At 32.6% G+C, this 26,300-nt stretch carries 20 protein-coding genes; 15 read left to right on the top strand and 5 right to left on the bottom strand.

The genetic code is table 11. The annotated features are described in order from the left end of the window. The first annotated feature begins 526 nt into the window (after positions 1 to 526). The 6 genes from OIU80_RS00575 to OIU80_RS00600 all read left to right on the top strand — a co-directional run bounded on the left by OIU80_RS00575 (position 527) and on the right by OIU80_RS00600 (position 10,968). Positions 527 to 3,601 (top strand): SusC/RagA family TonB-linked outer membrane protein, encoded by a 3,075-nt coding sequence (locus OIU80_RS00575; RefSeq protein ID WP_264285168.1) that lies wholly within the window; start codon positions 527 to 529, stop codon positions 3,599 to 3,601. A gap of 11 nt (positions 3,602 to 3,612) precedes the next feature. After that, positions 3,613 to 5,310: a RagB/SusD family nutrient uptake outer membrane protein gene (locus OIU80_RS00580; protein WP_264285169.1), complete on the top strand. Its 1,698-nt coding sequence runs from the start codon at positions 3,613 to 3,615 to the stop codon at positions 5,308 to 5,310. Between the two features lie 138 nt (positions 5,311 to 5,448). Beyond that, positions 5,449 to 6,747, top strand: a complete 1,299-nt coding sequence (locus OIU80_RS00585; RefSeq protein ID WP_264285170.1) for a DUF3472 domain-containing protein — start codon at positions 5,449 to 5,451, stop codon at positions 6,745 to 6,747. A 61-nt stretch (positions 6,748 to 6,808) separates the two neighbouring features. Then, positions 6,809 to 8,188 carry a Gfo/Idh/MocA family protein gene (locus tag OIU80_RS00590; protein ID WP_264285171.1) on the top strand — a complete coding sequence of 460 codons (1,380 nt, stop codon included), beginning with the start codon at positions 6,809 to 6,811 and terminating at the stop codon, positions 8,186 to 8,188. A 102-nt stretch (positions 8,189 to 8,290) separates the two neighbouring features. Beyond that, complete coding sequence (locus OIU80_RS00595; RefSeq protein WP_264285172.1) at positions 8,291 to 10,150, top strand: glycoside hydrolase family 35 protein; 1,860 nt, start codon at positions 8,291 to 8,293, stop codon at positions 10,148 to 10,150. Positions 10,151 to 10,635: 485 nt separating this feature from the next. Beyond that, the gene (locus OIU80_RS00600; protein WP_264285173.1) at positions 10,636 to 10,968 is read left to right on the top strand and encodes a helix-turn-helix transcriptional regulator; all 333 of its coding nucleotides are present in this window, start codon (positions 10,636 to 10,638) and stop codon (positions 10,966 to 10,968) included. Between the two features lie 79 nt (positions 10,969 to 11,047). On the opposite strand, the gene OIU80_RS00605 is transcribed toward OIU80_RS00600, so the two are convergent. From OIU80_RS00605 to OIU80_RS00625, 5 genes are all read right to left on the bottom strand, one after another. Continuing rightward, positions 11,048 to 11,449 carry an OsmC family protein gene (locus tag OIU80_RS00605; RefSeq protein ID WP_264285174.1) on the bottom strand — a complete coding sequence of 134 codons (402 nt, stop codon included), beginning with the start codon at positions 11,447 to 11,449 and terminating at the stop codon, positions 11,048 to 11,050. Continuing rightward, positions 11,449 to 13,476 carry an amino acid ABC transporter substrate-binding protein gene (locus OIU80_RS00610; RefSeq protein WP_264285175.1) on the bottom strand — a complete coding sequence of 676 codons (2,028 nt, stop codon included), beginning with the start codon at positions 13,474 to 13,476 and terminating at the stop codon, positions 11,449 to 11,451. Before OIU80_RS00610 ends, OIU80_RS00605 begins: the two co-directional genes overlap by 1 nt. A 66-nt stretch (positions 13,477 to 13,542) precedes the next feature. Then, positions 13,543 to 15,465, bottom strand: a complete 1,923-nt coding sequence (locus tag OIU80_RS00615; RefSeq protein WP_264285176.1) for a lytic transglycosylase — start codon at positions 15,463 to 15,465, stop codon at positions 13,543 to 13,545. A gap of 62 nt (positions 15,466 to 15,527) precedes the next feature. Further along, the gene (gene guaA / locus OIU80_RS00620) at positions 15,528 to 17,057 is read right to left on the bottom strand and encodes a glutamine-hydrolyzing GMP synthase (protein ID WP_264285177.1); all 1,530 of its coding nucleotides are present in this window, start codon (positions 17,055 to 17,057) and stop codon (positions 15,528 to 15,530) included. A 183-nt stretch (positions 17,058 to 17,240) separates the two neighbouring features. Next, positions 17,241 to 17,954, bottom strand: a complete 714-nt coding sequence (locus tag OIU80_RS00625) for a hypothetical protein (RefSeq protein ID WP_264285178.1) — start codon at positions 17,952 to 17,954, stop codon at positions 17,241 to 17,243. Between the two features lie 291 nt (positions 17,955 to 18,245). On the opposite strand from OIU80_RS00625, the gene OIU80_RS00630 reads away from it, so the two are divergent. The 9 genes from OIU80_RS00630 to OIU80_RS00670 all read left to right on the top strand — a co-directional run bounded on the left by OIU80_RS00630 (position 18,246) and on the right by OIU80_RS00670 (position 26,267). Next, a complete protein-coding gene (locus tag OIU80_RS00630; RefSeq protein ID WP_264285179.1) occupies positions 18,246 to 19,163 on the top strand; it encodes a J domain-containing protein in 918 nt (305 codons plus the stop codon). Beyond that, positions 19,156 to 19,461, top strand: a complete 306-nt coding sequence (locus tag OIU80_RS00635) for a chaperone modulator CbpM (RefSeq protein WP_264285180.1) — start codon at positions 19,156 to 19,158, stop codon at positions 19,459 to 19,461. Before OIU80_RS00630 ends, OIU80_RS00635 begins: the two co-directional genes overlap by 8 nt. A 277-nt stretch (positions 19,462 to 19,738) precedes the next feature. Further along, positions 19,739 to 20,290 (top strand): hypothetical protein, encoded by a 552-nt coding sequence (locus OIU80_RS00640; protein ID WP_264285181.1) that lies wholly within the window; start codon positions 19,739 to 19,741, stop codon positions 20,288 to 20,290. 59 nt (positions 20,291 to 20,349) lie between these two features. Continuing rightward, positions 20,350 to 21,270, top strand: a complete 921-nt coding sequence (locus OIU80_RS00645; protein ID WP_264285182.1) for a phytanoyl-CoA dioxygenase family protein — start codon at positions 20,350 to 20,352, stop codon at positions 21,268 to 21,270. A gap of 308 nt (positions 21,271 to 21,578) precedes the next feature. Further along, entirely contained in the window at positions 21,579 to 21,965 is a 387-nt protein-coding gene (locus tag OIU80_RS00650; RefSeq protein WP_129537707.1) for a RidA family protein, read from the top strand. 117 nt (positions 21,966 to 22,082) lie between these two features. Continuing rightward, positions 22,083 to 23,309: a voltage-gated chloride channel family protein gene (locus OIU80_RS00655; RefSeq protein WP_264285183.1), complete on the top strand. Its 1,227-nt coding sequence runs from the start codon at positions 22,083 to 22,085 to the stop codon at positions 23,307 to 23,309. Positions 23,310 to 23,499: 190 nt separating this feature from the next. After that, positions 23,500 to 24,504: a DHH family phosphoesterase gene (locus OIU80_RS00660; RefSeq protein WP_264285184.1), complete on the top strand. Its 1,005-nt coding sequence runs from the start codon at positions 23,500 to 23,502 to the stop codon at positions 24,502 to 24,504. Between the two features lie 5 nt (positions 24,505 to 24,509). After that, positions 24,510 to 25,148, top strand: coding sequence for a gliding motility-associated peptidyl-prolyl isomerase GldI (gene gldI, locus OIU80_RS00665; protein ID WP_264285185.1), 639 nt, complete (start codon positions 24,510 to 24,512; stop codon positions 25,146 to 25,148). Positions 25,149 to 25,172: 24 nt separating this feature from the next. Further along, positions 25,173 to 26,267 carry a peptidylprolyl isomerase gene (locus OIU80_RS00670; RefSeq protein ID WP_264285186.1) on the top strand — a complete coding sequence of 365 codons (1,095 nt, stop codon included), beginning with the start codon at positions 25,173 to 25,175 and terminating at the stop codon, positions 26,265 to 26,267. The last annotated feature ends 33 nt before the right edge of the window (positions 26,268 to 26,300 follow it).

Raw genomic sequence — 26,300 nt, forward strand, 5'->3', positions numbered from 1 at the left:
ATTAACAGTACTATTTTAAATACATCTACTATTCAATTGAAACATTTTATATAAAATTCATAACTTTTTCAGTAATATTTTTATTTATTCCCTCATCTAATAATAATTACCTGTAAAATTCCTGTTTTTACATGAATGCTAGACTTCCTTTTTTTTTAATAATAAACTAGAATTTTATTACTAAAAAAACATTTTCAATAAAAAAAATGTGCTCGAGAACACAAAAATAGTGTGTTCGAGCACATTTTTTATACTTTTCCTTGTTTAATAAAAATTAAATATATAGTTTCGTCATATCTTAAAAAATAAAACACAATTTATGTTAAAAAATAGCAATATAATAAACAGGAAAAAACGTACTTTTTTTTAAGGTTTAGAAAATAATTTACTAGATAATTAATATTAAAAAAGCATAAAAGATCAATTTCATTTTAAGGCAATTATCCCTTAAAAAGATCATAATAAAAATGAATACCAGTTAACACAACACAAAAACAAATTATTAACCAAACACATTTTTAAGAGTATGAAATTATTAATTAAAAAAAAGCCTAGAGACTTATGGTTTAACCAACCATCTAGGAAGGAAATTAAATTGACAATTCTTTCATTGTTCGCTTTAACATTTCAAATTTCAACAGCTGCTCCATCAAAATCAACTACTTATAACAGGATTGATTTAGCGTTTGTACAAAAAATCGTTAAGGGAAAAGTAACTGACGCCTCTGGATTACCTCTTCCGGGAGTAAATGTCCTAATTAAAGGAACTAGTATTGGAGTACAAACTGATTACAATGGTGAATTTGCCATTGAAGTAGCAGATAACCAAACAGTACTGGTTATTTCTTACATGGGAATGCAAGAACAAGAAGTAACGATTGGAAAAGGACCTATCGTTGTTACTCTAAAAGAAGCTGGAGAACAAATGGACGAAGTAGTTATCGTTGGTTACAGCAAAATTAAAAAAGAGAGCCTTACTGGAGCTTTACAAACCTTAGACAATAAAAAACTAACAGATATTACTACTCCATCTGTAGAGAATTTATTAGCTGGTAAAGCAACTGGAGTTTATGTAAGTTCAGGAAACGGACAGCCAGGAGATGCTGGTAAAATCGTTATTCGTGGAAAAACTACAGTTAACGGAAGCACTGACCCTCTATGGGTTATTGATGGTGTTATCGTAGGAAGTAGCTCTGGAAATATGAATCCAGCCGATATCGAAACCTTGACAGTGCTTAAAGATGCTGCATCTACCGCTGTGTATGGATCTCAAGGGGCAAACGGGGTTATCATTGTTACTACAAAAAGCGGGAAATCTGGCAAAGCAACCATTAATGCCTCTATTAAAACTGCCGCTACAACAGTAAATCCAGGAAATTTTGATATTATGAATGGTCAGGAATTATATGATTTGTATGATTCCTTTCCTAACAAGCAAGATTTTAGTAATGCGTGGTGGTGGACTCCTGAATTAAGAAATAAAAATTACGACTGGTGGAAAAATGCAACAAAAACAGGTATCGCAAGAGATTTTAACTTATCAATTAATGGCGGTAGTGATGTTTTTAAAAGCTACGTTTCTCTAGGAGTATATGATGAAACTGGTGCAATAAAAGGATACGATTATACCCGTTATAACTTACTCTTAAAATTTAGTTATAAAGTAAATAACTGGCTAACCATACGTCCACAAGCCAATATTACACGTACTGAAACCGAAGACAAACAGCATTCTGTAGGCGCAATGTATGGTAATATGCCTTGGGATAGTCCTTATCTTCCTGATGGAACTTTGGTAGGAAACCAACCTAATCCTACTTGGGTAAATACAACAGGTTCTAACTATTTGTATGACTTACAATGGAATTACGGAGAATCTGAAAGATATAGTGTTCGATCCAATTTAGATTTTGATGCTAAAATTACTAGTTGGTTATCATTCACTTCTACGAATAACTATACATTCTCAAATTATAACTCAATGACCTACATAGATCCAAGATCTTCTGAAGGGTTGTCAGTAAAAGGAAGAATTACAGATGAAACTACTAGTAATAATCGTTTCTATACCAGTCAATTATTTACCATTAAAAAATCATTTGGAGCGCATGCCATAAATGCAGTTGCAGCATACGAATGGAATGAATATAATGGTAAAAGTACTGAAGGAGTTTCAACAGGAATACCTCCTGGGTTTATTGTTGCAGATGCAGCTACTGTTCCCGAAAAAGTTAAAGGAAACAGATCGCAATGGGCTGTTCAATCTTTGTTTACCAATATCAATTACACTTATGATGACAGATACATGGCGCAATTTTCTATTCGCCGTGATGGAGCATCCAATTTTGGAGAAAATGCAAGATATGGTAATTTCTTTTCTATTAGTGGTGGTTGGAACATTCATAAAGAAAAGTTCTTTAAAGCTGACTATATCAACAACTTAAAACTTAGAGCAAGTTATGGTTCAGTAGGAAACAGACCAACTGGTTTATATCTACACTTACCACTATACTCTGTATCTTCTGGCTACAATGAGAATCCTGGAGCTCTTATTTCTCAAATAGGTAACCCAGATTTAAGCTGGGAAAAAACTTTTACAACTGGTGTTGGTCTAGATATTAGCCTTTTAAACAGAATTAATATAACATTAGACTATTACGATAAAGATACTTCTGGTTTATTATATGAAGTTCCTTTACCTGGAGTAATTGGAGTAACTAGTATTTGGAGAAATGTTGGATCTGTAAACAATAAAGGTTTTGAGGCGTCTGTAAATGTAGATATCATTAAAAATGAAAACTGGAGATGGAATGTAGATGCTAATATTGGTTTAAACAGAAACAAAGTAACAAGTCTTTACGGAACAAAACAACAAATTATTGTAGGTGACGGAACAGGTATTTCTGGTTCAGCAAACAAACTATTAACACCTGGAAAAGATGTTGATACTTGGTATCTTACAGAATGGGCTGGTGTAAATCCTGATAATGGAAAACCAGAATGGTTTACAACCAATGCTGCTGGTGAACGTGTTAAAACGTCTGACTATGGTGAAGCTTCAAAAAATCAAATTGCTATCGACGCCTATACTCCATCTTATTACGGAGGATTTTCGACTAGCTTAAATTATAAAAATTTCGATTTTGGAGCAACATTCAGTTATTCAGTAGGTGGTAAAATTTATAACTATGCCCGTGCAGAATTTGATTCGGATGGAGCTTATACCGATCGTAACCAAATGAACCTTCAAAAAGGATGGAGTCGTTGGGAAAAACCAGGCGATATTGCTACACACCCACAAGCTTCTTACAATAATAACAGTAACTCAAATAAAGCATCATCTCGTTTCTTAGAAGATGGATCATACTTAAAAATGAGAAGTGTATCATTTGGATATAATTTGTCTATTGAACGTTTGAATATTTCTAACCTAAGAATATTTGTATCAGGCGAAAACTTGTTTACAATTACTAATTTCTCAGGGGTAGATCCAGAAATACCTCCATTTGAGCGAAATGGTGTAAGAACGATAACAGGAGTTTCAACCTCTGTATATCCACAGACACGCAGATTTGTATTAGGTTTTAATCTTACTCTTTAAAAAACAAAACCATGAAAAAAATATTCATATTATTTATTACTCTTAGTTTTCTATCTTCATGTGAACTGGAGCGAGAACCATTTGGCTCATATACAAAAGATAAAATCATGCAGGATAAAGAAGCTGCTGTCGAAGTACTTCTTAACGGGTGTTATGCACAACTTAAAGGCTGGTCGGATGTAATGCACCGTGTTGGTGAATACCCAGGAGATAACATCATGATTAGAGGAACCTCTACCGATGCGTTCTACACTTTTATTTCTTATCAGCATAGCCCTGTCAATGATAGATTATCTACTTTCTGGAATAATAGTTACAAAGTGATTTCACAATCAAGCGACTTGATGAAAATGATTTCTGAAGGAGAAAGCCCTAAAATGGATCAACAATTAGGAGAAGCCTATTACTTAAGAGGAATGGTTTATTTTTATTTAGTTAAAACATACGGTAGACCTTATGCACAATCTCCAGAAACTAATTTGGGTGTGCCAATTGTAAACGGATTACCCGAAGATATTGCCAACATTAACCTTCCGGATAGAGCTACTGTAAAAGCAAGTTATGAGCAAGCAATAAGCGATCTTAAAAAAGGTGAAGCTTTAATGAATGAAAGCAGAACTGCTGCTTACGCAACTAAAGAAGCTGCTCAAGCAATGCTTTCTAGAGTATATTTATACATGAGTGGAACTTATGAAACACCAAATCAACAATATGCTGATTTATCTATCGAATATGCAAATAAAGTAATTAATAGCGGTCGTTATAATTTACTTAGCAGAGCCGATTTTATGAAATACAACACTTTTGCACCTGACGCTAGTGGACAAACAGAAACTATTTTTGCTGTTAAACGTGTAGCTTCAGAGTTCTCAGGTTTCGATCATTATTATGGTATTGGTGGTATGTACGCTAACATTCAAGGACAAGGTTGGGGCGAAATGTATGCAAGCGCGAAATACTTAGACCTTTTACGTAAATCTGGTTTAAAGAAAGATGCAAGATGGGCTTTTATCGATCCTCAATATGCATTGGATGCTGCTAACAATAAAACAGAAGCTTTCCGTTTTATAACAGATGCTTTTAATGCTGCTGGAGCACAAACTGGTTATAACTATGTACAACAACCACTTAAAACTAATCCAAATGGTTCATATTATATTACTATAGCAAATACAGACTACAACCTTACCGTAGTTAATGCTTCCGAAAATAGTTATTCGATAAATTATGCTGGTAAAACTTATGTAGGAGAAAAAGATTACATGATGTTGTTAAATCGTGTATATCCTATGTACTACGTTACGAAATGCTCTTTACAAGACAATAGCTCTCACCTACACTCGCCTATTATCTCTAGATTGGCTGAAATGTATTTGAATATGGCCGAAGCGTATGCTAAAAAATCAGATTATCAAAATGCGCTTAAAAATTTAAACATTGTTAGAGAAAGATCAATCGTAGGTGGCGGATATACTTCTTTAACTAGTACAAATGCAGTACAGCTTATTGATGAAGAACGCCAGCTGGAACTAGCTTTTGAAGCGCAACGTGGGTATGATGTATACAGAAACGGACAAACAATGACACGTCATTATCCTGGTCCTCATACACCAATGGTAGATTATCCAGCAACAAGTCCAAGAGTAGTGCAATATATTCCTCAATCGGAAATAAATGCATATCCTGGAACTTTAACTCAAAATCCATAAGTAGGATTTTGAAAAAACTAATTTTGAGTTTTATGGTTAGTTAGTAAATAAGGCTCTCTTTAGAATTCCTCCTTAGTAATTAAGGGGGATTCTGAAGAAGTTAAATGCAAAAATCAATAATAGCTAAAATCAGGCTAAATGAAATATTTTAAAATTATATTCTCTTTCCTTGCATTATTACTTTTATGTACAAATGTAGCAGCACAAGATTCAAAAAACGAAATCAATTTGCCTCTTGGTGGAAATGCTTTTAGCTCTTACAACCTTGAAAGTAATAATACTATAACCGATAACGGAATAGAAAATTGGACAGATCCTAAAGAATACTTCACCGTTTATTTTAGGATTTCAACTCCAGGATTGATTCGGATTTCTACAGATGAGCATGTGAATGTTCAAGGAAAATCTACATTAGAATTCGGTATTAACAAAGAATTACAAAAGATCGAATTTGACCAGACCAACAAAAGACCTATTTTAATAGGAGAATGGAAAATTGTTGATACAGGATATGTTGCTTTAAAAATAAAAGGAATTAGTAAAACACAAAATAGTTTTCCTTCTATTTCTAAATTAATCATTAGTGGCTCAGCACTTCAAGGAAAAACTGCTTTTGTACCTAATAATGATGATAATTTTTTTCATTGGGGACGAAGAGGTCCTTCAGTACATTTAAACTACGAAGTACCAGAAAAAGTAAACGTTCAATGGTATTATAATGAAATTACTGTTCCTGTAAACGAAGACAAAATAGGTTCATATTATATGGCAAACGGTTTTGGTGAAGGCTATTTTGGAATTCAGGTAAATTCCGAAACAGAGCGTCGCGTATTGTTTTCTGTTTGGAGCCCATTTGTTACAGATGATCCAAAAAGCATTCCTGAATCGCATAAAATTAAAATGCTTAAAAAAGGAGAAAATGTACAAACTGGTGAATTTGGAAACGAAGGATCTGGTGGACAAAGTTATTTAAGATATAACTGGAAAGCTGGAAAGACATATAAATTTTTGCTTAACGGAGTTCCTCAAAATGATAACTCAACTACATACACCGCATACTTTTATGCACCCGAATTAAACAAATGGATGCTAATTGCAAGTTTTAATCGTCCGCAAACCAATACTTATTTAAAAAGATTTCATTCTTTCTTAGAGAATTTCGTACCACAACAAGGAAATAAATCTCGCAAAGTTTTGTTTAATAATCAATGGTATTGCGATGATAAAGGCAGTTGGACTGAAATAGATTCGGCTATTTTTACAGTAGATAATACAGGAAGAAAAGGATATCGAATGGATTATTCTGGTGGCGTCGAAAAAGGATACTTCTTTTTAAAAGATGGTGGTTTCTTTAACAAATACACCAAAGCCAAAACTAAATTTACAAAACCATTAAAGCATAATAAGCCAAGTATAAATTTTAGTACTTTGCCATAAAAAAAAACTAAGACAATCCCAAAATAGATTGCCCACAATTTTAAATTAAAATTAATTCAACATGAAAACTAGTATCTTTAAATTTATTCTGATATCCTGCTTCTTCTTAGGATATGCTACTTCTTCAGCCCAAATGATTAAGACACCTACTCCTGCGCGTGCTAAAGGACAAAAAGATGTTTTACGTTTAGCCACAGCACCAATTCCAAACGTTCGTGTTGCTTTTATCGGACTCGGAATGCGTGGTCCAGGAGCAGTAGAACGTATGACACATATTCCTGGAGTAGAGATTGTTGCATTATGCGACATGACTCAAGAAAATACTATTAAAGCAAATGAAATTCTAACAAAACAAGGGCTTCCAAAAGCGCAGGAGTTTTATGGAGATGAAAATGCTTGGAAAAAAGTTACAGCATTACCAAATGTAGACCTAGTATATATTGCAACTGATTGGAAACATCATGCTAATATTGGTGCTCAAGCTATGAAAGATGGTAAACACGTAGCTATAGAAGTTCCGGGTGCAATGACTATGAAAGAAATTTGGGATCTAATAGATACTTCAGAAAAAACTCGTAAACACTGTATGATGCTAGAAAACTGTGTGTATGATTTCTTCGAACTTACTACATTAAACATGGCTCAACAAGGTTTATTTGGAGAGATTCTTCATGCGGAAGGCTCTTATATTCACGGTCTTCAACCATTTTGGGGAGAATACTGGAATAACTGGCGTATGGATTACAATAAAAAACACCGTGGAGATATTTATGCAACACATGGTATGGGGCCAGCTTGTCAAGCATTAAACATTCACCGTGGTGACAAGATGAACTACCTAGTTTCTATGGATACAAAAGCAGTAGGAAATCCAGCTTACATTAAAGAAAAATCAGGTGTCGACGTTAAAGATTTCAGAAACGGAGACCATACTATGACTATGATTCGTACAGAAAATGGTAAAACAATCCAAATTCAACATGATGTAACATCTCCACGTCCGTACAGCCGTATGTATCAACTTAGTGGAACTAAAGGATTTGCTAATAAATATCCAGTAGAAGGTTATGCATTAGATGCTAAATCAATTAGCTCAGATATTAAACCAGATCATGAAAACTTAAGTGCACACAAATTCATGCCTGAAGATGTGAAAAAAGCATTAATGGAAAAATACAAACACCCAATTGTAGTAGGAATCGAAGAGAAAGCAAAACAAGTAGGTGGACACGGTGGAATGGATTTCATCATGGATTACCGTTTGATTCACTGTTTACAAAACGGATTACCTCTTGATATGGATGTATACGATCTTGCTGAATGGTCTTGTTTAGGTCCATTAACAGAAATTTCACTGGATAACAATTCATCTCCAGTAGAGATTCCAGATTTTACACGCGGTGGTTGGAACAAATTAAAAGGTTTAGAATTTTCTAAATAAAATAAAATTTTGAAGTTAGTTAAATTGCATCAAGAGGGCACCATCATAAAGTGCCCTCTTTTTGTTATACACAATAAATTATAATCTTTAATTCAATTAAAAATGAAAAAAGTTTATTTAGCCTTCCTATTTTCTTTCATTACTCTCTCTCCTTTATTAGCGCAGCAAAAACAAACTTTTGCTATAAGCGATGGAAACTTTTTACTTAATAATAAACCAGTACAAATACATTCGGGAGAGATGCATTATTCTCGCATTCCACAACCTTATTGGCGTCATCGTTTAAAAATGATGAAAGCAATGGGATTAAATGCCGTTGCAACCTATGTATTCTGGAACTATCATGAAACTACTCCTGGAGTTTGGGACTTTAAAACAGGAAATAAAAACTTAGCCGAGTATATAAAAATAGCGCAAGAAGAAGGCTTGTTTGTAATCTTACGTCCAGGGCCATACGTTTGTGCCGAATGGGAATTTGGAGGTTATCCGTGGTTCCTGCAAAATGTTCCTGATATGGTTATTCGTGGTTACAACACAGCATATTTGGCTGCAACCAAAGCCTATTTTACCGAATTGTATAATCAGGTCAAAGACTTACAAATTACCAAAGGTGGACCAATAATCATGGTTCAAGGCGAAAATGAATTTGGTTCTTATGTTGCTCAACGCAAAGATGTACCTCTCGAAGAGCATAAAAAATATAGTGCAGCCGTATTTCAACAATTAAAGGACATTGGTTTTGAAGTTCCTTTCTTTACTTCTGATGGAAGTTGGTTATTTGAAGGTGGCGCTTTACCAGGTGCATTACCAACTGCTAATGGCGAAAGTGATATTGCAAAATTAAAGGCCGTAGTTAATCAATTTAATAATAACCAAGGTCCTTACATGGTAGCTGAGTTTTATCCTGGTTGGTTGGATCATTGGGCAGAGCCTTTTCCTACTCAAAAACCTGAGCAGACTGTAAGACAAACAAAAAAATATCTGGACAATCAAGTCTCTTTTAATTATTATATGGTACACGGAGGAACAAATTTTGGTTTTACCTCAGGCGCTAATTATGATAAAGAACATGACATACAGCCAGATATGACATCGTATGATTATGATGCCCCAATTAGCGAAGCTGGTTGGGCAACACCAAAATACAATGCTTTAAGAGAATTATTAAAAACAAATGAAACTCCTGCTATTCCTAGCCAAATACCAGTAATCACTATTCCAGATATAAAACTAGTAAAAGCAGTAGATCTAGCCGATTTAAAATCTAAAATCTCCCCTGTAATAGAAGATAATCCGCAAACATTTGAACAATTAAATCAAGGTGATGGTTATGTTTGGTACAGCAAAAAGTTTACACAACCTATTAGCGGAAAATTAGAATTGAATGGATTACGTGATTATGCGATAGTATATGTAAATGGAAAAAAAGTAGCCGAGTTAAATCGTTATTATAAAAAATACGATTGCGAAATCGAAATCCCATTTAATGCAACGTTAGATATTGTTGTCGAAAATATGGGACGCATTAATTACGGCTCACAAATCAATGCCAATAATAAAGGAATTATAAGTCCAGTTATTATAAATGGGGAAACTATTACAGGTGATTGGGAAATGTATAAATTACCAATGACTACTGAACCAGATTTAATAGCTTATAAAAATTCAGCAAAAGCAAATCGCCCAACTTTATACCAAGGTACTTTTAAACTTAGTAAAACTGGAGATACATTTCTAGATATGCGTGATTGGGGCAAAGGAATTGTATTTGTAAACGGAATCAATATTGGTCGTTATTGGAGCGTTGGCCCACAACAAACATTATACTTACCGGGATGTTGGCTTAAAAAAGGCAAAAACAATATTGTGATTTTTGAGCAAAAAAATGAAGTAATACAAAAAGAAGTAAAAACAATCGCTACTCCTATTCTCGAAGATCTAAGACCTGAAAAAGGCTTGTAGAATATTTTTTACTAGTAACCATAAAAAAGCCATCGAAGAATATTCTTCGATGGCTTTTGCTTTAAATCCACAATACCCAAATTTAGCAGAAATACAATTCTTTTAATAAAATACTAATCAAAGCCTTTAATAACTGAATTACAGGTTTTGGTTTATAATAGATTAACTTTTTATTTAATAAACTACATACTCCTACTTTTAGATATGTATAATTAAAAGTTACCTCTCATCTCATCCTTACAGGAACTTCAAACAAATTAATTTCACAACAACATAAATAAAGCTTTATCTGTTCGGGAACATTTTCGTAGCTTATTCTTGTTTTATAAGTTTATAATCAATATTTTCGTACAATTGGATGTTTTATATACTATTATTACTACTTTTTAATCATTCTAAAGATGTGATGTGTTTTTTAGAAAAACTAAAAAATAACCCTATATAAAACTCACTGCAAACATAACATTAACAGAAAACACATAGTCATGAAAGAAAAACTATTAAACGCAAGACTAAATAAAGGTCTCTCTCAAGAAGAGTTAGCATATTTAATAGGTATGACACAATCTAATTATAGTCGTAGAGAAAGAGGTTTAAAAAAAATATCCGATTACGAATGGATTCAAATTGCCAAACATTTAGAGGTGAAAGAAGAAGACATTTATGAATTAGATACTCCCAATGAAGACAGACTAAACATAAATCATTCTATTGAAACAGAATCATTTATTATTCCTAGTTTTGTTATAGAACTCATAGAATTATTAAAAGCAAAGATTAAAAAGCTTGAAGATCAGGTTAAGAAATACGAAGATTAACTTTTTGAGCTACTCTATAAACACAAAAAAGCCATCAAAGAATATTCTTCGATGGCTTTTTAAATATAATCTTAAGAACTTACTTCCAGTTAAAAGTAATTCGTTTTTCGATTTCGGTATTCAAGCTTAGGAAAACTGGACAAGTCATTGCAGCTCTTTCTAAGATTGTTTTATTCTTTTCGTCATTAGTTCCTTTCATTTCAAAAACAATCTCAATTGCTCCTATTCTTCTTGGCTCAGCATTCATGATTTTAGTAACATCTGCAGTAGAGTTAGCAATATCAAGATTCATATCACGGGCTTTGATTCCCATAATAGTCATCATACAACTTGCCAAAGCATTTGCAACAGTATCAGTTGGAGAAAAAGCTTCTCCTTTTCCGTTGTTATCTAAAGGTGCATCAGATATGATTTCATTCCCTGATTGCACATGTATTGATTTAGTTCTTAAATCCCCTAAATAGGTTACTTTTGATGTCATTAGTTCGCTTCTTTTATTGTTAAATCACTATCGTAATACAAGATGTAAACGCCTCTATTAGCATAGCCTCCATCTTCTTTTTTATAAAATTGAAATTTATTGTCTATTTGTTCAGTAGCAATTTCATTAGCAGTCTCTTCATAAATTTTACCTTGAGATAATCGCATCATAGTATCAAAGGTAACATCAAAACCTCTGGTAGCATAAGTATTTGGATTGATCTTATTTTTGTTTCTATACTCTTTTTCAAAAACAAGTGCTCCAGGAGATTCGTTTTCACGAGTTACTGACGGGTACATTAATTTCAACTTAGTTAAACTTTCAAAACTAACTTCGTCTGTGTCCAATGTACTGTTTGGCTCTAGAATTACCAACTGCACCTGATATGCCGACATAGAACTCAATAACACTTTAATTGTAGCATTAATCATAGCTGTATTTCCCGTTTCCATTACAACATAATTCATTCTGTTAGGTACAAACTGAATTTTTAAACCTGCTGGATTAAAATCTCCTGCTTCAGTAACTGGTGCAAAAATCACTCCTTTTTGATTTTGCTGAATATATTGTCTTATAGATTCTTTCTTCTTATCAACAACTGCAATTATATTACCTCCTTTAGAACGCATATAATCAAACATTGCATTCTTTAAAATATCATTAGATGGGATTGTCTGATATAAGTTATCAAAAGGATTTCCTTTGTCTTTAGACAGTGGAGAAATCACAGGAACCTTACTTTCTCCTAATAACTTAGCTGTTGCTTCTGCATTAGTTTGATAAAATGGTCCGATAACTGCATCAGCTTCTTGTAATCTGTTATTTTGAATAATAGCTGCTACATTTGATCCGTTTTTGGTTTCCTGCGAATCAAAAATCGAAACATCTATTGGTAACCCAAGTACTTTAGCCGAATCTATTGCCATTAATGCTCCTGAATAAAAGTCTAAAGTCATATTCAAGAATTTATCTTTTTTCAAACGAGTTGCAGCATTAGTTGTATCACTTTGAATTTTAGACAAATTAAAAGGCAATAATAATGCTATTTTCTTACGGTCATTACTTCTCTTTTTAGTCAAAGTAACTATTTCTTTTGCTTCCTCTTTAATTTCTGGCCTTGTCTCAGATTTAATTTCTGGTGGAGGCATAATTCCAGCAGGAACTTTTAAAATCATCCCTTCCTGAACTCCTCCTGACAAAATCGGATTCAATTTTATTAATTCATCTTGCGATAAACCAAATGTTTTAGACAAACTATATAATGTTTCCTTTGGTTTTACCTGATAATCTGCATATGATACTTTCTTAGAAGTTTCTATAACTGGAGTTTTTACTTCATTTTTAACAGCAGTAGTTGTAGTAGCTACAGTTTTTGGAGCAATACCTTTTATAGTTAAACGATACCCTACTGGCAAATTAGGAATAACTTCTGGATTGCGTTTTTCTAATTCCTCAATTGTGATTCCGTATTGTTTTGTAATCGAATATTTAGTTTCTTTTGCCAAAACATCATGGTAAACATATTGATCTTGTTTAGCAGGAACTAATTTTGTAGCAGGTATTGTTTTTGAGTCTTTTGTAGTGCCTTTTGCACTATTATTCCCTGAAGGAATAACAAGAGTTTGTCCTATTTGCAAACCATCTTTTTCAAGAAATGGATTGGCTTTTTTTAAAGCTTCATCTGAAATATTATACTTTTTTTCAATTCCAAAAAGCGTTTCTTTAGCTACTACTTCATGTGTAATTGCACTATTTGATTTTTTAGGAGTAACCGTAGTTGTTGCCGCTTTTTCTGAACTCGTTGCTTTTCCTGAATTATTTGGAATCAACAAAACGCTGTCCAGCTTCAAACCTCTTTGAGCATCTGGATTAAGCTTGTAAATATCATAAGGAGTCACCTTATATTTTTGAGCAATTTGGTTAATTGTTTCTCCCTTGGCAACGGTGTGTTTACTAATTTTATCCTGTGAAAAAACAGAATAAGACATCAAAAAAACGGTTGTAATTAGTATTGAAATGTATTTCATAATAAGATAAAAAATTTTAAACAAGGTAGTATTTCTATATAAAACAAGATTCCACATACCTGTTAATTATTTGCTAATGTATAATTCTAGTTTAGCAATACTCCAATTTTTATAAAGTGGTGTATTTTCTTTTTGTTTGTATTCATATAAAGCTTCTTCTATATTTTCAAAACTATCAGAATAAACATAATACGACTGACTGTTTACATTATAGAAAAAACTGGCATTAAAATCACCTGAGTCAATTAGTTTCATAATAAACTGATCTCTTGGTGTAGCGTCTGTAAAGATACCTAAAACCAAATAATATCCATTAGGAACTGCTTTTAGGTTATCAAAAACTTCAATCATACCTTCTTTATTATTATAAAGTGGATCTACTTTTATTTTTTCTTTAATTTCTTCTAATGATAACGCTACAACAGGAGTTTCAGTATGAGTTTGATTTTGAAGTGCATTATCTTGATATCTTTTTAATTTAACTAAGGCCACTTTATCATCAAATGCGCGGGCTTCGGATCCATAAAAAGAAGCTTTACTAATATGTCGTTTTACTTCTATTTTTTTCTGAGTATCTAATGAATCAATTTTGGCAATTAATTTTTGATTCTGAGCATCATTTTTCTCCTGATCAATTTTATAATATTTGATTTTCTCTAAAGAAAGACTTTGCAATAACGTCTCTCCAGTTTTATTTTTAATATTCTCACGAACCTTTCTTTTATACTCTTGATTTTCTTCAACAGCAATTCGCTCTACTTTATTCATCAAGCCTGCGTAAGACTTTCTGTTTTCGGCTAATTCTTTTTTAAGCTGAGAAGATAGTTCGTTTGTTTTGGCAATACTCTCGAAAGATTTTTTTTCTAATCGTTTGGATTCTTTCATGTTCAAGACATCCATCTTTTTTAAATCAGTTAAATCATCGGTCATACTAACCACCAATGAATCTAATTTTGACATTAAAACTTCCTGAACGTTTTTATTAGCTTCTAAAACGAGTCTCAATTTCTCTATCGAATTGCCTTTTAAACCATCCATTCCCCTAAGATCAACATTAAGATCGTTGATTTTAATTACCTTTTGGTTCATCTCTTTCTGGACAACCAATCTATCTTTTAAATCCTCTAATTCGATAGTTTTGGCTTTCGTTTTTTCGACTACAACTTGCTTCTCTGCCAATGCAAGCATCAACTCTTCATTATCGTTAGTAGGCGTTATTTCTTTGGTGTTAATTACTAGTTTATTTCCTTCAACCAATCCGTTTACAATCTCAGGATTCTGAGCCTCAAGCTGATCTATTGTAATTTCATATTTTTTAGCAATCGAATATTTTGTCTCTTTTGGAGCTACAACATGAAAAATAGTTTCTTCATTTATAATACGAACCCTACCATCGATTGTTTTTCTTTTATTTGGAATTACAATTGTTTGTCCTATTTGCAAACCGTTTAATAAAATCTCTTTATTTAAATTTTCTAAATCCTGTACTGAAACATTGTATTGTCTGGCAATACTAAATAAAGATTCTTTTGCCAAAACCTGATGCATCACTTTAGATGAAACAATAGTATTTGCAGGGACAATTTTAGTATTACTAACGAGATCTTGTGGAATGATAAGCTCCTGTCCCATTTTTAATCCATCTGTAAGGACTGAACTATTTGCATTTTGAATGGCTTCGACACTTACATTGTATTGTTTTGATAAACCAAACAATGTTTCCTTTGCTGTAACTGTGTGTGTGAGTTGTTTGGTTTCTTTCTCCTTAACGGGAGAATTTATAGGAATCCGGATAATCTGACTATCCTTTAATCCGTTTTGCGATTCGGGATTTAATTTGTAAATCTCCTCTAAGGAAACATTATATTTCTGGGCAATGAAATAAGCAGTTTCTCCTTTTTGAATTTTGTGTTCAATAGTTGATTCTTGTGCAATTATTTTGTTAAACGACAAAATAAAGACAAGAAAAATCGTAAGAAGTTCTCTCATAAATAGTAGGTTTTAAAAAATTAAGGCATTACAAATGTAATGCCTTAATTTGAAAAATAATACTATTCCCACTCAATTGTTGCAGGTGGTTTTGAGCTGATATCGTAAACTACACGATTCACGCCTTTTACTTTATTTATAATGTCATTAGAAACTTTCATCAAGAAATCGTAAGGTAAATGTACCCAATCAGCAGTCATACCATCGGTAGATTCTACAGCTCTAAGCGCTACTACTTTTTCGTAAGTACGCTCATCACCCATTACACCAACACTATTTACAGGAAGTAAAATTGCTCCTGCTTGCCAAACTTTATCGTATAATCCCCAAGATTTTAATCCGTCAATAAATACGGCATCAACATCTTGCAAAATTTGTACTTTTTCAGGAGTAATATCTCCAAGAATTCTAATTGATAATCCTGGTCCTGGAAAAGGATGTCTTCCTAATAACTCTGGATCTATTCCTAAAGAAGCACCTACTCTACGTACTTCATCTTTAAAAAGCATACGAAGCGGTTCTACAATTTTTAATTTCATGTAATCTGGCAATCCACCTACATTATGGTGCGATTTAATAGTTGCAGAAGGTCCTTTTACAGAAACTGACTCAATAACATCTGGATAAATTGTTCCTTGTGCCAGCCATTTTACATCTTCGATAAGGTGCGATTCATCATCAAAAACTTCGATAAATACACGACCAATCGTTTTACGTTTGGTTTCTGGATCGCTAATTCCAGCTAATTGACTAAGAAAACGATCTCCAGCATCTACTCCTTTTACGTTTAATCCCATTCCTTTGTATTGATCCAATACATTTTGGAATTCGTTTTTACGAAGTAAACCATTATTTACAAATATGCAGTATAGGTTTTTACCGATTGCTTGGTGCAATAATACGGCCGCTACAGTCGAATCTACTCCTCCTGATAATCCTAAAACTACTTTATCATTACCTAACTTTTCTTTCAATTCTCCCACCATTTCTTCAACGAAAGCATTTGGTGTAAAGTTTTGAGGAACTTCAGCAATTTTTACTAAGAAATTCTCCAGCATCTTTGATCCATCAGTTGAATGGAAAACCTCTGGATGATATTGAATAGCATAAGTCGTTTCACCTTCAATTTTGTAAGCAGCAAATTCTACATCGTGCGTACTTGCTAGTTTTACTCCATTTGTAGGCAAAGCTTTGATACTATCACTATGACTCATCCAAACTTGACTATTTTCTGAAACACCTTCAAAGAAAACTTCGTTTTCCTTAATATAAGATAAATTGGCTCTACCATATTCTCTAGTGTTTGAAGCAGCTACTTCTCCGCCGCTAAAATGAGCTAGATATTGTGCTCCGTAACAAACTGCCAACATTGGAAGTTTACCACGAATTTGAGATAAATCAGGATGTGGAGCGTCTTCTGCACGAACAGAAAATGGGCTTCCTCCTAGAATTACTGCTTTATAACTTGATAAATCACTCGGAAAATGATTATAAGGGAAGATTTCGCAGAATATATTTAATTCGCGAACTCTACGCGCAATAAGCTGAGTATATTGCGATCCGAAATCTAAAATAAGTACGTTGTGTTGCATGCGCAAAAATACTTTTTATATTCCGAATTGAAAAATTGAATTTTAATTTTTTTTTAAAGCTTAAAGTCTCTAGCCTTATAACGTACTGATTATCTATCTTTTCTTGAGTAAAAAAAGATAGACACCTATGTAATACTGAGTCCTTACAACTTTGAACCTCTGTTGCTCTGAACCTTAAAAAACCTATTCTTCTTTTGTAACAACTACTGATGCTTTAAAACCAGCTGCAAGATTATTCCAATAATCGTGAACAATCACATTTTTACGATCATCCAAAATTTGTATTTCGGCTGTATTACCACCAAGAGTACCTATATTCAGTGCTTCGAATTCCATTTTATTAAATCCCTTATCCAAAATAATTTTAATATCTCTATAATTACTATCTAAAAAGATTTCAGATTGAATAACCTTATCATTAGAAGATACTTTTACCAAATCACCATCAATAGCTCCAAAATCCCTAAGTCTAATAATAAAATAATCTGCTTTAGTTTTAAAATCACCAAACGAAATATTCTGTTTAAGCAAAGCCCCTCTCCCTTCTTTTAAACCTTGATCTTTTAATGTTTTATCTAAATCTTTTTCCATTCCTGGTATGAATCTGTCTCCAGGATTTGCAAATTCATTCGAAGGAGTCATTGAAAAACTATCCTTTTTACCTATTTGATACGAAGAATTTAATTGCGATTGTACAGGAGCGATATTTATACTATTAAAAACATTTGGTGCTTTAATCCCTGGTATATCTGTTGGCATTGTAGCAGTTGGCGGAATTTTTTTAGGTTTAATACCAAAATTCGTTGGAGGAATTGGTTTAAACTTAGGTGCAAATTCTGCTTGAGCTGATGCCGAAAGAGTTGTAATTAATAGGATAAAAAATAAAAGCTGTTTCATTCGGATATAATATTATGGAATCAATTTTTAGATTTTTTCAAAATCATAGGGATATAGCAAAAATAGCATAATTAAATTGTGCTCTACAACTTTAAGAGATTTATAACAATATATTAGGCTAATTTTTGGAAACAAAAAACCTGCCAAAAAAATTAAAACGTACCATTTTTAAAGCGATTATATCAAAAAAGCTCTTTTAAACATTCACCTTATTGAATATACAATTTTGATAATTAATAACTTATTCATAACTTCAATGTTTTAATTTACCTTTATTAAAAACTTTAAAAGATGGATTATATCGACTATTATAAAACATTAGGAATTACGAAATCTGCCACTGAAGCTGAAATCAAAAAAGCATATCGAAAATTAGCTCGTAAATACCATCCAGATTTAAATCCGAATGACAAAGAAGCTGAAGCAAAATTCAAAGAAATAAACGAAGCTAATGAAGTTTTAGGCAATCCTGAAAATCGTAAAAAATACGACAAATACGGTAAAGACTGGAAACATGCCGATGAATTTGAAAAAGCTGGATATGATCCTAACCAACAACAATATTCAAAACAACGACAAGATAACAGCAACTATTCTAATTATTCGGGAGAAGATTTTTCAGAAAGTGATTTCTCAGATTTCTTCAATTCTATGTATGGTTCCAGAAGAAGCAGTAAAAGCCAAGCTAAATACAGAGGACCAGATTTTAATGCAGAATTGCAATTGGATCTCACTTCAGCTTATACAACGCATAAACAAAACCTAACCGTAAATGGTAAAAACATTCGAATTACCATTCCAGCCGGTGTTGAAAACGGGCAAATTATAAAAATTCCTGGACATGGAGGACCTGGTGCTAACGGAGGTCCTAATGGAGATTTGTATATTACATTTGTAGTTGCAAACAATTCTGATTTTAAACGTGAAGGAAACAATCTATACGCCGATGTTGATCTTGATTTATATACTGCGGTATTGGGAGGCGAAATTTTAGTGAATACTTTTGATAGTAAAGTAAAAATAAAAGTCCCACCAGAAACGCAACCTGGAACCAAAGTCAAATTAAAAGGAAAAGGATTTCCCGTATATAAAAAAGAGAACCAATTTGGGGATTTATACATCACTTACACCATAAAAATTCCAACAAAACTATCTGAAAAAGAAAAAGAATTATTCAAAGAATTATCTAAAATAAGAAATCATGAATAGCAAAAACTTAATCCAAATAAAACAATTTTGTTTATATCACGAAATTGAGGATACCTTTATATCTAATCTAAATAATTATGGCTTAATAGAAATTATCGTTCTTGAAGAAGAACAATATTTACAACCAGAACAATTGCCTTCTATTGAAAAAATGATACGATTGCACTATGATCTCAAAATTAACTTAGAGGGAATTGATGCCATTACCCATTTATTAAACAAAATCGAAGTTCTGCAAAAAAACCTGACTGCTACGCAAAATAAACTTCGCCTTTTTGAACAACATCAAATCGGATAATTTTATTGTAGCATCTTAAATAGATATTCAGATTACAGTAAATACTCATTAGCTATTTTCATTAAAGTCACTAATGAAAAATTATATAAACCCAAAAAGACATTCAAACCCTTAAAACCTCATAAATACCTACATAACAACTAAATAAATCGATAAAAATAAAAAAAAGCAGAACAAAACAGGTATTTATACGTAATAATTATATTTTTAAATAAGTTATTTTTGGGTTATGTCTTTTTTTAAAATATAGCCCAAAACTTTCTAAAAAAAATACAGCATGAAAACGAATTCTACTCCAGCGAATGATGTTAGTTTAAATAGTAATGCTTTAGAAAACAATCCTCTTATCACAATTCCTACCGGATTAAAATCTGCATATTATTTTACAAAAGGAGATGCAGTATCTGCAATTTCTGTAAAATTAAATAATGGTAAAATTAAATTGTCATCATCAATCGCCAAAGTATCTTTTAGTGTGGATACAGAATCTCAAAGCCAATCTAAGAAAATGGTTCATCTTCTTGTTCCCAGTAATGATATTCCTTATTTTATTTGCGATACAAACCTTCCTTTTTTACTTCCAAATGGAAAATACACAAGAGCTGATAAGCTAATTCCAGGACAAAAAATTGTTGATAAAAATGGAAAACCTTTACTAATAGAAGACCTTTCGATAAAGAATTATAATGGTGGCCTACATCATATTTCAACAAATGTAAGATGGAACAACACCCCTAATGGTCATTTATTACTTGCAAATGGTATTGTAGTAGGTGATTTTACATTACAAGTATATTTTGATCAAATACCTCTTGAAATGATCCAATAAAAATTTCCTACAAACCAACTCCCTTTTTATTTTTCAAAACCACATCTACATTTAAAACTATGCCTTGGAATATTCTTGAAAATCTATGGAACCGCACCTTAAACCCTAACAAGATTGCTAATACTAATGAAAATTTAACTTGGGACAAAGAAATTGAAATACTATACCGATTAGGGATTAGTATGGAAGATGCATTACAATATTTATATTTTGAAAAACCGGATTTTGAAGCTTTTAAAATTTGGGTTAATAAAAACAAAAAGGATATTCCTCTAGGAACCGAAGAGCTTACAGAAAATGTACTATCTAGTGATGATCTCGAATTTTGGAATACTAATGGATATGTTATTGTAAAAAATGCTATTCCAAAAGAAGATTGTAAGGATACACAACGTGCTATTTGGGATTTCTTAGAAATGGATCTAGATAAAAAAGAATCTTGGTATAAAAACCATCAGGAACAAAAAGGACTAATGGTTAATTTTTCGGATCATGAAACATTAAACAGAAATAGATTTTCTCCAAGAATAAAAAAAGCTTACGAACAATTATACAATACTACTGAAATATACAAAACGATTGATAAAGTAAGCTTTAATCCCCCTGAAAATCATGAATTTACTTTTTTGGGAGGTGCTCTCCATTGGGATGTTAGCTTAAGCCAACCTATTAGTTTTGGATTGCAAGGACTACTCTATCTAACTGATTGTGGTGCTCAAGATGGTGCATTTCATTGCGTTCCTGGATTTCATAAAAAAATAGATTCTTGGCTGAATAGCCTTAAATCAGATATAAACCCAAGAGAAGAAATAATCAAAATAACGCAACCTGTACCAATAGTTGCAAATGCTGGCGATTTTATAATATGGCAAAACACTTTGCCTCATTGTGCTTCGGCAAACCAAGGAACAACTCCTAGAATGGTTCAATATCTTACTTATTTCCCTAATGATTATACTAGCAGCGAGAAATGGATCTGATTTATAACAAACTATAAATTAATTTCTTATTTATGTTTAAAAACAATCATTAATTAGTCTGTGAGGTTTATTTTGTATGTAATCTTTCGTGAGAGATAGTAACAGAAAGCCCACCACCTCTCTTCAGTGGGATACGCCCAACTATTTTAAAATTTATCACAAAAACTGATTATTTACAAAGAATTATTTAGCACTATTTCGCAGTCTTTCTTGTGCATTTTTCATAAATTGCAGTACATTAATCTAACTACGAATTGCTTTTAAAAACCACTAAAAACAGTTCAAAAACACACAAAAACAACCTTAGAATGAAAAGAGAAAACATCCTGACAGGATCTCCTTGGGAAGACAAAATGGGATATTGTCGTGCAGTCCGCATTGGTAATATCGTAGAAGTTTCGGGAACAGTTGCTATTGTTGATGGCGAAAAAGTTAAAGCCGATGATGCCTATGCACAAACATTGAATATTCTGGAAAGAGTAGAAAAAGTACTAGAAGACTTAGGCATTGGAATGAAAGACGTAATTAGAACACGCATTTTTACTACTGATATTTCGACTTTTGAATCTGTAGCTGGAGCACATTCTACCTTTTTTAAAGACATAAAACCAACAACTGGTTTTTACGAAATTAGTAAATTGGTATCTCCGGAATACTTAGTAGAAATAGAATTTACTGCAGTAATTGTAGATTAAAAATCAGCATTTAATTATAACATTCAAACACGAATTTCACTCCTTTGTTTGTGAAATTCGTGTTCTAAACTGATTTATTATATTTGTACTCAAACAAATATTGTAAGCCCATTTTTAATGAATTTAAAAGAAAAAATACTTCTCGCTCTCAAATGGATTTTCATTTGTGTTTTAATAGGTATTTTATCGGGCTCGGCTTCGGCATTTTTTTTAATTACTTTAGAATTTGTTACCCATTACAGAATCCATCATAACTGGATTATCTGGCTCTTACCTATTGGCGGATTACTTGTAGGTTTTAGTTATTATTACTTAGGTAAAGATGTTGTAAAAGGCAATAATCTACTACTTGAAGAATACGAAAATCCTAAACAAATTATTCCGTTAAAAATGGCTCCTTTAGTCTTTTTTGGAACTATAATCACACATTTATTTGGTGGTTCGGCTGGTCGAGAAGGGACTGCTGTACAAATGGGAGGAGCAATCGCTGACCAATTTACCCGAATCTTTAAACTCGATGATTCTGAAAGAAAAACATTAATTATTTTAGGAATCAGTGCCGGTTTTGCTTCTGTTTTTGGAACACCATTGGCAGGAGCTATTTTTGCTCTTGAGGTCGTTTATTTTAGTAAAATTAACTTAAAAAGTATTTTACTTTCTTTTATTGTGGCATATGTAGCCTATTTTACTGTCGAGATTTGGCAAGTAAAACATACACATTACAGTATTCCGCTTGTTCCAGAAATTACTTCAATAAACTTGCTTTATACTCTAATTTGTGGGGTACTATTTGGATTTGCCGCTTTATTATTTTCTCGAAGTACTCATTTTTGGAGCTCTTTATTCTCTAAAACTATTAAATATCCTCCTTTTCGTCCTTTTGTTGGCGGAATCATTCTAGCAATTGCTATTGCTGGTTTCGGATTTTCAAAATTCTCAGGACTAGGAGTTCCTGTAATTGTAGATTCGTTTACAAATACAAATGCTTGGTATGATTTCTTACTCAAAATTCTCTTTACTGGATTTACTTTAGGTGCCGGTTTTAAAGGTGGAGAAGTTACCCCATTGTTTTTTGTAGGTGCTACTTTTGGCAGTGCTTTGTCACTTATAATTCCTATGCCAATTGCTCTTCTTGCCGGAATGGGTTTTGTTGCCGTATTCTCTGGAGCAACTCACACTCCTATTGCCTGTACTGTAATGGGAATAGAGCTTTTTGGGATTGAAAGCGGAATTTTTATTGCCATTGCCTGTGTTATTGCCTACTTATCCTCAGGCTCCATAGGCATTTACAAATCGCAAATTGTAAAAGGTCCTAAGTATAATTTGTATCAGAAATGGTTTTGATTTAGTTTTTTAGTATTCAGTCCCAGTTTTCGGTTTCAGTTTTCAGTTGCGATTGCAGTTAAAAAATCAAATCTAAAATTGCTGACTAAAAACTAAGACTGCGACTATCAACCAAAATAAGAACATATAAAAGCATGTTAATGTCTAAAATGTTTTCAGGTTTACAGTAAAAAAATGTAAATTCGCACACATGAAAATACAAGACATTCAAGCCATAAAGTTGTTACTAGCAACTCCAAAAAAGATTGCCATAATTCCACACAGAGGCCCCGATGGAGACGCTATGGGTTCAACCTTAGCTTTATACCACTTTTTATTAAAAAATAATCATGAGCCAATTGTAATTGCTCCAAATGATTTTCCTGATTTCCTTGCTTGGTTACCAGGTTCAGAAACTGTAAAAATATTTGAAAAAGATATTGATAACTGCACTAAAATTCTTGAAGAAGCAGAACTAATTTTTACGCTAGATTTTAATGCTTTACATCGCACAGGCGAAATGGAACATACTTTAGCAAAGCTTAAAGGTACTTTCATTATGATTGATCATCACCAAAAGCCTGATGATTACTCTGCTTACACTTATTCTGACACTTCGTTTGGATCTACTTGCGAAATGGTTTACAATTTCATTTCATTTTTAGATAAAAAAGAAGATTTAGATAAAACTATCGCGACTTGCATCTATACAGGGATATTGACCGATTCAGGTTCTTTCCGTTTTCCTGGAACAACAGGAAACACGCACCGTATTATTGCAGAACTTATTGACTTAGGTGTTGAAAATACTCAAATTCCTATTTTGCTTTTTGACAATAGCTCGTACAGCCGTCTGCAATTACTTGGAAGAGCGTTACAAAACATGAAAGTTTTAGGCGAACATAAAACATCATATACTTCATTAACTCAAGCCGAATTAGATGAATTTAATTATGTAAAAGGGGATACTGAAGGAATCGTAAATTACGGTTTAAGCATGAAAGGTATTGTTTTTACAGCTATATTTATTGAAAATAAAGAGGAGAAAATAATCAAAATTTCTTTCCGTTCGCAAGGAGGTTTCGATGTAAATGAATTTGCTAGATCTCATTTTAATGGTGGAGGCCACAGCAATGCTGCTGGAGGAAAATCACTAGATTCGATGGAAGAAACTTTGAAAAAATTTGAAGATTTAGTAACCAAACTAAAAATATAACCACCATGAACTATCCCAAAATATTTGCTTCAGCTATTGTTCTAGCCGTTTTAGTTTCGAGCTGTAAACAACATGAAGATGCCAGAAGACCTGTTTCTATTTCTTCGGGTACATTCATGAAGAAATCTATCGAACGAAATAAAAAACTTGTAGCCACAGAAGAACAACAAATTAAGACTGTTATTAAAAACAATCCTAAAATAAAATATATTGCTTCTGCAAAAGGATATTGGTATGCGTATGAAAACCAAAACACTACCGATACAATAACTCCAAAAAAAGGAGATGTTGCTTTTTTTGACTATGAAATAAAAGACCTAAAAGGAAATATTATTTATAGTGAAATGGAGTTAAGACCTCAAACTTATTTTGTAGATAAACAAGAAATCATGATGGGATTACGTGATGGTATCAAATTAATGCGCAAAAACGAAACTGTAAATTTCTTATTCCCATCTCATATGGCTTATGGCTATCATGGTGATGAAAAACGAATTGGAATTAACCAACCATTAATCTGCACTGTTACTTTACACAATTTTGTTCCGGAAACTGCCTACAGAAAACAAATGGAAACAAGATCATCAAAAACTGAAGCACCTAAACCTACAACACCTGCAATAAAGAAAGACTCATTAAATTAATCAAAAACAATTAATATTTTAGAAATGAAAAAAAGCCTCATATTACTATTACTTGCAATTACAACACTTTATTCTTGTAAAGATGAACATAGCAATTTACCTGATGGTTTATATGCAGAAATTGAAACCAACAAAGGAAACATCATTGTTGAATTAAATTATCAAAAAGCACCTATAACTGTAGCCAATTTTGTAACGCTTGCAGAAGGTAAAAATGAATTCGTTACCAATCCAGAATTAAAAAAGAAACCTTTTTTTGACGGATTAAAATTCCATAGAGTTATCGAAGATTTTATGATACAGACTGGAGATCCATTAGGAACTGGTTCTGGAGACACTGGATATAAATTTAAAGATGAATTTAACGATTTAAAATTTGACAAAGGTGGTGTTTTGGCAATGGCTAATAACGGACCAGCTACAAATAGCAGTCAGTTTTTTATTACTCATGTTGAAACTCCTTGGTTAGAAGGCAAACATACTATTTTTGGTCACGTTGTAGACAAAGGAATGGAAGTTGTTAATCAAGTTAAACAAGATGATTATATCAAGAAAGTAACTATTATCAGAAATGGTGAGGCTGCCAAGAAATTTGACGCTATAAAAGTATTTCATGATTATTTTTCTGCAGAAGCAAAACAAAAAAGCGAATTTGAATCTAAATTCAAAGCTGTTCGCGATGAAAAGCTAGCTTACTACGCTGATTTAAAATCAAAAGCAACAAAAACAAGCTCTGGATTAGAATATGTAATTACTGAAAAAGCTAAAGGTAAAAAGCCTGCTGCTGGAGCACAAGTATTCATAAATTATGCTGGTTTCCTAGAAGACGGAACATTATTTGATACTTGTATCGAAAGTGTGGCACAGACTTTTGGAAAATTTGATGCTGCAAGAGCCGAAGCAAGACAATACACCCCAATAGCATTTCAAGCAGGTAGTAAAGAAGGTATGATTCCTGGTTTTATCGAAGGTATCGAGCAACTTTCTATTGGAGATAAAGCAGTACTTTTCATCCCATCGCATTTAGCTTATGGACAAGCTGGAGCTGGAGGTGTAATTCCGCCAAATGCAAATATTATATTTGAAGTACAGTTGTTAGACAAAATGCCACAACAATAAATTTATATTAAAAATTAACCGATTTTAAATTAG

Origin of the sequence: Flavobacterium frigoritolerans (assembly GCF_025847275.1) — a bacterium.
Taxonomy (GTDB): Bacteria; Bacteroidota; Bacteroidia; order Flavobacteriales; family Flavobacteriaceae; genus Flavobacterium; species Flavobacterium frigoritolerans.